This is a genomic window from Bacillus sp. AFS040349, from assembly GCF_002577655.1.
Classification (GTDB): Bacteria; Bacillota; Bacilli; order Bacillales; family Bacillaceae; genus Metabacillus.
The window spans coordinates 1-8,532 of record NZ_NUMC01000033.1 but is presented as its reverse complement, the minus strand read 5'-3'; the positions used below and the strand labels follow the sequence as shown (position 1 = coordinate 8,532).

The following is an 8,532-nucleotide window of genomic DNA, read 5'->3' as shown; positions in this document are numbered from 1 at the left end:
TTAATATTGACAAAAACAACTATACCTTGTGATCATAGATATAATGAAAATGACATGAAAAGGATAATTATAACTGTTAAGGATTTTTTTACTCAATTAAATAAGTGAAATATAGGAATTAGTAAGGTTTTTTCAATCATTTTCAATTACTTAAGTTGCATATTAATAAACGTTGTTGCCATCAACGAGAAATTGATGATGATGGATTAAAGTAATTTATCAATTCTAAAATAACGGAAATAAATTATTTCCAATTATTAAATCAAAAATACTCTTCCAATATCAAAAAGGTTTAATTTGTCTAAATTTGTTCGGATATAAACCCCGATATACTTTGTGAGCTTCAATTTTGATGATATTTTATGAGTTTGAGCAGTATTTTTACATAGACTGATACTTCCAAGTGAATTTTAATGAAATTTTTGAATTATGGAAATGTTAGTTTTGTTTACCTTATGGTCTATTTTACACATCTATCATTGTATAATATAAAGCATTACTTTCTTTACTTACTGAGAGTGCTTTTTTGTATATTCCTTTGATCATAAATGCTTTATAATAACCTATTCTCTTCCTGAATATTATTGAATTGTTGTTGGTATTACTGGAGATACACTGCTTATACTAAATAAAATAAATCGAGTTTTAAAAAATCTAAATGACATTGACCACAATAAGGAATACAGAATTTAATACTATGAAATTACTATCGAATAAAACCCACGGAGGAATCTCATTGTGAAGATCGTACGGCCTCAAAAACATTCAATTATCTCAAGTAGGTCTCTTTAAATTGTTGACACTGCAATGAATACTATAGGATATGATTATATCCTACCTAAGACTGAAAAAACCTCCTCGAATTATACCCGTTATCCTCCAGTAACTATAGGTGATGGTAAGCCTGTTTCCTATGTCGGTACCACTATCAATGATCATCATCTTCTAAGATGGACTCAAGATGGAGGTAATTGTATTTACTTCTTTACGTGATTAGGGGGCAATATATATATCGTTTCTAATGATAGAGGTTATATATCAATTGAAGACAGGCAACTAGTACTACTACTCAAATAAGGTTACAGACAATTCATTAATGAGGCTTATAAATAGTGGCACAGAGCTTATCTTGGAGAGACGTCCATCCACATCAAATAGCTGGACTAGTACTAGTTATCAAACATATGAATACAACTACCAGGATGGTAGTTCAGGACTTATTTTTCGTCAATTGTTGAAAATGGAAACACTTCATTTGTATATTCAGATAACCTAGGTAACATTAGAAAAGTTAATGGGAATCTCTATAATCAAACTTTAACAAGTGGACCAATGAGCTTATTCGAAAACCCGGATCTAACAACAGATTCACTCTTTACGTGTCTATGTTGGAGGGGAAGAAATAGCTTATGATGCTTCTAAAACCAATGGGTATACGTATGAAAATGGTAGAATAAGCCTTTATGGAGATGCACGGTCAGATATTGCCTCTAATGAAGAAGTTAAGATTAATTATGTTTATGATTCAACATCTACTTCTAAAGATGTATACGGTGTTAGGTTATACAATGTACCAGAAGTTTATAACTTGGGTAGTACAACGTCACCTAATTCTATACGTGTATATCAAAATTCTACAGAGGAAATTGAATATTCGAACACTAATGGCTTTCAATATAATTCAACAACAAATACGATTGAGCTATATGGGACAAGTCGCCCCGATGTAAATGATACGTATTCAATTCAGATGGTTGTCCCGACAGAAGACGTTTATCTTCAAGATGGGAAAATAGAAATTGCTTTGTCACCAACTCCTGAAACATATGGAACAGATGAACCGATTACATTTCTTGTCGAAGTAGATGGTACTAAAGTAGAATATGATGAAACGAAAACTAATGGATTCTATTACAACAGTCAAACTAACCGTATTGAGCTTTACGGCGATGCACGTCCTGAAGCAAATAATACATCAAATCCTGATGTTAAAGTAAGTTATGTCTATGAGAGTAGCTCTTCTAGTAGAGGAAATGACTCTTATGATTTCCAACTTGCTTCGAATACGCTTGATTATGGACTGGGTAGTGCATCAGGCCCAAAAGCAATTAGAGTCTATCAAAATGGCACGGAAGTACCTTATGATTCTGAAAATGGTTTCTCATTTGATCATGAAATAAATAGACTTTCCCTCCATGGTTCTTATCGTCCTGATTTTGATGATAATCCCGGAGACTTTAGAGTGTACTCTTTAACTGCTAATGACTTAGTTCAAAATATACCTCAGGATTCTTATGTTTATAAAGTAACTTTGAATGGAGAGGAGATTTCAAAAGCACAGGATACTACAGGAGATGGATATACAGTAGATGGTCAAAAGGTGGAGATTGTGGGAAATGCCCGTCCGGATGTTACAAATTCACTAGCTGGAGTTTCTTTAACCGTCCAATACTTTGATTCATTAGAGATATCATTAAATGATCATATGCCAAATAACTATTTTCATAATTATTGTGATCATGAAACAGGAGATAGTTTAACAGGGGCGGAAATAGATCCTTCACATTTAGCAGTTTCCTTAGATGGAAATCAGCTATCTACAGATCAGTATTCCTTGCAGTAAAATAGTATTGAATAAAGATAGTATCACGCTTGGTGCGGGAAATCATACGTTATCAGTTGACTATCGTGTTAGGCAAGCTATTGGATATGAACCGAATGAATTTACGTTCCAAGTAGGAGCTAATTCTGGACAAAATTTCAAGGTGGAAATAGCATCGTTTGATAATTTACTAAGGGACACAAATATTATTTGTGTGCGAAATCAAGAAGATGCAGCATAGGGGTTAAAAATCATTGACAATGCCCTAGAATTTGTTTTGCAGGAACTAGGAAATGTTGGTGCTGTAGAAAACCGGCTAGATCATATAGCAACTAATCTATCAGTAACGGAAGAAAATACAGTTGCCTCCATGAGTAGAATTCATGATACTGACATGGCTAAGGAAACAATGAATCTTTTAAAGGAACAAATATTATCTCAAGCACAGCAGGCAATGGCGGTACATCTACAACAATCGCAGGAACACGTTCTGGGGCTTTTTAAATGAAATTTTTAATTCCAATAAATTAAACATCTATAAAGATTAACCGATATTAAAAATAGATATTTAATTCAGAGGAGTGTTTTTTATGTCTATCGACAAAATTACTTCACAGCCAGCACTTCACAACACAGAACTAACATACCGGACTGTAGAGAAAAGAGATTCAGAAGTAAAAACTGAAATAGAAAAGAATGTGAAACAAGATGAAGAGAGTTTAAAGAAAATCATTAAAGGATTAAACGATTTTCTAAAGCCAACAAACACCCATATTAAATTTCAACTTCATGATGAATTAAATGAATACTATGTAACAGTTGTGAATGACCAAACAAATGAAGTAATTAAAGAAATACCCTCAAAAAAAATACTTGATATATATTCAGAAATGACAGAATTTATGGGTATTCTGTTTGATAAAAAAATCTAGGGGTGATAAAAATATGGTTAGAATCGGTGGATTAGCAAGTGGTATGGATATTGATACATTAGTTAGTGATTTAATGAAGGCAGAAAGAATTCCACTAAATAAGCTAACTCAAAAAAAGCAATTACTTGAATGGCAACGTGATGACTATCGTAGTATGAATACCCTTTTAAGTGACTTTGATAAATATATTTTTGATAATATGGCACTTCAAAAGGATTTTTTAAAAAAGACTGTAACAAGTTCTATGCCTAGTGCGGTTACTGCGACAGCAGGCACGAATGCAGGAAATGTTAATACATCGATAGTAGTAAGTAAATTAGCTACATCTACTAGTTGGATTTCAAACTCTGCTATAACTTATGACCAAAATACATTTGCTTCAGATACTGTTATTCAATTAAAGGTTACTAATGGTGATGGTACTCAATCAATGGTAACAAATAGTGATGGTACAAAATCAGATGTTATTGAATTAACTATTAAAGCAGGATCCTCTATAGAGGATGTCTTAAAGCAATTATCAAGTAAAAAGGAATTAGGTATTAATGTATTCTCTGAAAATGGTAAGGTAGTTATGACAAAAAATGATACTGGAAGTGGTTCCTCTATTACAATCGCAAATGAAGCTGCAAATACACTATTTAGTAAATTAGGTTTCCAGGAAACTAATAGCACGGTTCCTTATACTCTTACTGAGACTACAAGAGGGGATAATGCAGAATTTACTATAAATGGATTAGCAACAGATAGAGCTAGCAATACATTTGCGATTAATGGTGTAACATATAAGCTAAATGATGTAACAAATGGTAAGGCAGCTACTATTTCAGTCTCGAATGATACAGATAATATGGTTGATAAAGTTGTCCAGTTTGTTAATAAATATAATGAATTAATAGAGAAGATCAATGGAGAAGTCAGTGAAACTCGATATCGCAGTTATCAACCTTTATCAGATGAAGAAAAAGAGTCAATGACAGAGAAACAAATTGAATTATGGGAAGAAAAAGCCAAAAGCGGACTTTTAAAAAACGACTCTGTCTTAACTTCTTCTTTAAACAAGATGCGTACTGCTTTATATTCTCCTTATTCTGGAACAGGGGCAAATACTGATTATAATCAATTGGCGGAAATTGGTATAAAGACATCAAACAATTATCGAGATAATGGTAAATTAACCATTGATGAAACAAAATTAAGGGAAGCCATTTCAAAAGATCCGAATGCTGTCTTCCAAATGTTTAGTGGAGCGACTCGCATTACAACAACCGCAGCAGATGGTACAACAACGACAAAAGATAGTACGGTTCAGTCAGAGCTAGGACTAACAAAGCGACTTCGAAATATCATCAGTGATACAGTAGCAGGCATAGAAAAGAAAGCTGGAAAACTTACTTCAACAAATCAACAATTTTCAATTGGTCGCAATATTGTGAATTTAGACTCCCAAATTAGTCGTTTCCAAGACCGTCTAACTCAAATAGAAAACAGATACTGGAATCAGTTTACCGCAATGGAAAAAGCGATTCAAAAGGCAAATTCTCAATCAACATATTTGATGCAACAATTCGCTTAATAAAAAGGAGTGTCATAAGTGGCAATAAATAATCCGTATTCAGCCTATCAACAAAATGCAGTAGCAACAGCAACACCAGGTGAAATCACACTAATGCTTTATAACGGATGTATCAAGTTTATTTCTCAAGCATCAAAAGCAATGGAAGATTCAAATATTCAAGAAAAAAATACAAACATTCAAAAAGCTCAAAAAATCATCACAGAGTTAATGATCACTCTAAATAAAGATTTTGAGGTCTCTAAAAAATTTGAAGTTATGTATGAATATATGAATCACCGATTAGTAGAAGCCAATATTAAGAATGACCAATCTATTTTAAAAGAAGTAGAAAACTATGCCATAGAATTTCGGGACACATGGAAACAGGTCATCCAAATTAACCGTCAAAAACAACATGGGCAAGGTGGACAGGCTTAGTGAGCTCCGTTCTTGAAATATACAGAATTACTGAACAGCTATTTAAGTTAGTTGAAAAACCAGTTAATTCAGATGACAGAGAAGATTTAATAGATAAACTTACATCCTTGCTCGAAGAACGTGAACTCATCATAAAAGAAAATATAAGACCTAAAGATGATCAAGAAAAACAACTAGGTGAACAAATTATTTTATGGAATAAAACCATAGAAGCAAGATTAGCTCAGCTGAAATCACAAATCCAACAAGATATGATGAATCTAAAAAAAGCAAAAGTAACAAATAGACAATATGCTGATCCATATCAGGATGTATCAGTATCCGATGGTATGTTTTATGATAAGAGAAGATAACTGACTTAAAAACCTTTGAAACACTAATAATAAGAAAAAAAAATGGCACCTTCAAATAGTACGTTAAAGTTTTTGGAGGTGTTTTCTATGTGGAAAATCATAATTCGGATGATGCATACTCAACAATCTCTCTTATATGCCGATAAAGGATATAAGGAGGTGTTACTATGGAAGTTTCTTTTTCATTAAGTAAAGCTCAGGCTTCACTAGGACAAAAGGTTAGTCTTGCTTTAGCAAAGAAAACTTTGGATACTGTTGAACAAAAAGGTCAACAAACAGTTGAAATGCTTAAAGCTTCCCATCCTACATTAGGCAAGTCTATTGATATAAAGGCTTGAAGCAGTAATATTATTCTGAACTTACTATATATTTATAGTAGGTTCTTTTTTATCCAATAACAAATTATTTACAAATAAAAACCGCATGCTTCTACAAAATCCACAAAATTTTTCGAATTATTTTTCAGTTTAGGCAGGAGACAAGCAGGGAAATATAGAAGTAGTACTACATAGCTTTATCATAAAGGAGGAGTTCAATCATGAGATATAACGTCAGAGGGGAAAACATTGAAATAACTCCAGCATTAAGAGAATATGCAGAAAAGAAAATTGGTAAGCTTGAGAGATACTTTGAAGAGTCTGTTGATGCCAATGTGAACATCAACCTTAAGTATTATAATGAGCAAGAATCTAAAATTGAGGTAACGATTCCTATGACAGATCTTGTGTTACGTGCTGAGGAAAATCACCAGGACATGTACGCAGCAATCGATCTAGTTGTTAATAAATTAGAACGTCAAATTCGTAAGCATAAAACAAAAGTGAACCGTAAGCTTCGTGAACAAGGAGCTCCTAAGTTTGTGTTTAGTAATTATCAACCTGAAAATGAAGTTCAAGAAGAAGTAGACGAGCAAGAAGAAGTGGTTCGTACGAAGCGCTTTAACCTTAAGCCAATGGACAGTGAGGAAGCGATTCTTCAGATGGACATGTTGGGTCACAATTTCTTCGTTTATACGGATGCGAAGACGAATAAAACAAATGTTGTTTACAAACGTAAAGATGGAAAATACGGCTTAATTGAGCCACATGTATAATTCGAACAGCGCCTACAGGGCGCTGTTCTCAGTTCTATAGGGGAGTTTTTGTGAGTATTTAAACTTTAAAGACTTTATTGGCTTATTATTAGGGGACTTTTCCAACAAAAAAGGTTGCAAGGATTATATGCAATCCTTGCAACCTTTAAAATTATCTTAGTAACTGTAAAACACCTTGGGGCATCTGGTTTGCTTGAGACAACATGGCTTGTCCCACTTGAGAGAGAATTGATTGTTTAGTTTGATTCATTATTTCTTTTGCCATGTCTGAATCCCTAATTCTGGATTCAGATGCTGTTAAATTTTCTGATGTTGTCATTAAGTTATTAATAGAATGTTCTAACCGGTTTTGATAGGCACCTAACTTACTTCGTTCTTCAGAAACAATTTTGATTGCATGGTCGATAATCACCATAGAAGAGTTTGCAGAATCTTGGTCGTTAACCTGTAAAGTAAGTTCATTTTCCGTTGTTGAATCACTCCCAAGTTCAATCGGTACAGAATTATAATATACAGTTCCGACGGGACTTGAGACAGGATAGCCTTCCCATGTTGATCCTGATACAGAAGTTAATCCTAGCGCCTGACTCCTCATGTCTCGTATCTGTAGTTCTATATTTTGTCCTTCGTTAGCTCCAATTTGAAAAGTAAAAGTAGAAGAACTTGCTATAGAGCCATCACCATTTAACAGTTTCTGATTGTTAAACTCTGTTGTGTTTCCAATCTTGCTAATCTCTCTCGTTAACTGATGAATTTCATTCTGAATTTGATCTTTGTCCTCAGTCGTGTTTGTATCGTTAGCAGCTTGTACAGTAATTTCTCTCATTCTTTGAAGAATAGAGTGGACCTCATTTAGTGCACCCTCTGCTGTTTGAATAAGTGAAACTCCATCCTGAGCATTACGGGAAGCTTGGTCTAGCCCCCTAATTTGTCCTCTCATTTTTTCAGAGATAGCCAAACCCGCGGCGTCATCACCAGCTCTATTAATGCGTAAACCTGATGATAATTTTTCCATCGATTTTAACTGAGATTGATTACTTTTTGAGAGCTGATTATGTGTGTTTAATGCTGTAATATTATGTTGGATAATCATAGGTATCAAATCCTTAAATTTACTCTTATCTATATTATCGGTATTTATATCTATATTTTTAGTGAAGAATTGTAAATATCAATGGCTTGCCAGTTATGTCTTCCAACCAAGCCAATGGATGCTGAGGAAGCAATCCTTCAAATGGATATGCTAGGGCATAATTTCTTCGTCTATACCGATGCTAAAACAAATACGACAAGTGTCGTGTACAAGCGTAAAGATGGAAAATATGGCTTGATTGAGCCGACTGTATAAAATAAAAACAGCACCTTTAATGGGGTGCTCAGGCTGTCGAGAAACCTCGACAGCCATTACTTTTATTCATATACTTTATCTGTTCACCGCGTTAATACGGTATAATATACATATAGAAAAACAAATTTAGGACGGTGGAAGATATGTTTAAACCTAAAAGGGAAACCCAAAATGAAGTTGAATTTGTCATGATTGAAGAATTAGTACC

At 33.7% G+C, this 8,532-nt stretch carries 10 protein-coding genes and 1 pseudogene; 10 read left to right on the top strand and 1 reads right to left on the bottom strand.

Features of this window, described 5'->3' with window-relative positions; all coding sequences use genetic code 11:
* The first annotated feature begins 1,588 nt into the window (after positions 1-1,588).
* The 9 genes from COD11_RS08840 (at position 1,589) to hpf (ending at position 6,976) form a co-directional block, all read left to right on the top strand.
* Positions 1,589-2,623: a hypothetical protein gene (locus COD11_RS08840; RefSeq protein ID WP_098796402.1), complete on the top strand. Its 1,035-nt coding sequence runs from the start codon at positions 1,589-1,591 to the stop codon at positions 2,621-2,623.
* Between the two features lie 7 nt (positions 2,624-2,630).
* Positions 2,631-2,843, top strand: a complete 213-nt coding sequence (locus tag COD11_RS08835) for a hypothetical protein (protein WP_098796401.1) — start codon at positions 2,631-2,633, stop codon at positions 2,841-2,843.
* 9 nt (positions 2,844-2,852) lie between these two features.
* Complete coding sequence (locus COD11_RS08830) at positions 2,853-3,110, top strand: flagellin (RefSeq protein WP_369689270.1); 258 nt, start codon at positions 2,853-2,855, stop codon at positions 3,108-3,110.
* 82 nt (positions 3,111-3,192) lie between these two features.
* Positions 3,193-3,534: a flagellar protein FlaG gene (flaG, locus tag COD11_RS08825; protein WP_098796399.1), complete on the top strand. Its 342-nt coding sequence runs from the start codon at positions 3,193-3,195 to the stop codon at positions 3,532-3,534.
* A 13-nt stretch (positions 3,535-3,547) separates the two neighbouring features.
* Positions 3,548-5,110: a flagellar hook-associated protein 2 gene (locus tag COD11_RS08820; protein ID WP_098796398.1), complete on the top strand. Its 1,563-nt coding sequence runs from the start codon at positions 3,548-3,550 to the stop codon at positions 5,108-5,110.
* Positions 5,111-5,128: 18 nt separating this feature from the next.
* Positions 5,129-5,530 (top strand): flagellar export chaperone FliS, encoded by a 402-nt coding sequence (fliS, locus tag COD11_RS08815; protein WP_098796397.1) that lies wholly within the window; start codon positions 5,129-5,131, stop codon positions 5,528-5,530.
* Entirely contained in the window at positions 5,530-5,883 is a 354-nt protein-coding gene (fliT, locus tag COD11_RS08810) for a flagellar protein FliT (protein ID WP_098796396.1), read from the top strand. Before fliS ends, fliT begins: the two co-directional genes overlap by 1 nt.
* A 167-nt stretch (positions 5,884-6,050) precedes the next feature.
* Positions 6,051-6,221 carry a YjfB family protein gene (locus COD11_RS08805; RefSeq protein ID WP_098796395.1) on the top strand — a complete coding sequence of 57 codons (171 nt, stop codon included), beginning with the start codon at positions 6,051-6,053 and terminating at the stop codon, positions 6,219-6,221.
* A 200-nt stretch (positions 6,222-6,421) separates the two neighbouring features.
* The gene (hpf, locus tag COD11_RS08800; RefSeq protein ID WP_098796394.1) at positions 6,422-6,976 is read left to right on the top strand and encodes a ribosome hibernation-promoting factor, HPF/YfiA family; all 555 of its coding nucleotides are present in this window, start codon (positions 6,422-6,424) and stop codon (positions 6,974-6,976) included.
* 151 nt (positions 6,977-7,127) lie between these two features.
* On the opposite strand, the gene hag is transcribed toward hpf, so the two are convergent.
* On the bottom strand, positions 7,128-8,069 hold the full coding sequence (gene hag / locus COD11_RS08795; protein WP_098796393.1) for a flagellin Hag: 942 nt from the start codon (positions 8,067-8,069) through the stop codon (positions 7,128-7,130).
* Positions 8,070-8,177: 108 nt separating this feature from the next.
* On the opposite strand from hag, the pseudogene COD11_RS08790 reads away from it, so the two are divergent.
* Positions 8,178-8,324 (top strand): annotated as a pseudogene (locus tag COD11_RS08790) (sigma 54 modulation/S30EA ribosomal C-terminal domain-containing protein); the annotation flags it as partial.
* Between the last annotated feature and the right edge of the window lie 208 nt (positions 8,325-8,532).

Excerpts from the sequence above, each read along its gene's own strand:
- flaG (WP_098796399.1), top strand. The coding sequence starts at position 3,193 with ATGTCTATCGACAAAATTACTTCACAGCCAGCACTTCACAACACAGAA.
- COD11_RS08820 (WP_098796398.1), top strand. The coding sequence starts at position 3,548 with ATGGTTAGAATCGGTGGATTAGCAAGTGGTATGGATATTGATACATTA.
- COD11_RS08805 (WP_098796395.1), top strand. The coding sequence starts at position 6,051 with ATGGAAGTTTCTTTTTCATTAAGTAAAGCTCAGGCTTCACTAGGACAA.
- hpf (WP_098796394.1), top strand. The coding sequence starts at position 6,422 with ATGAGATATAACGTCAGAGGGGAAAACATTGAAATAACTCCAGCATTA.
- hag (WP_098796393.1), bottom strand. The coding sequence starts at position 8,069 with ATGATTATCCAACATAATATTACAGCATTAAACACACATAATCAGCTC.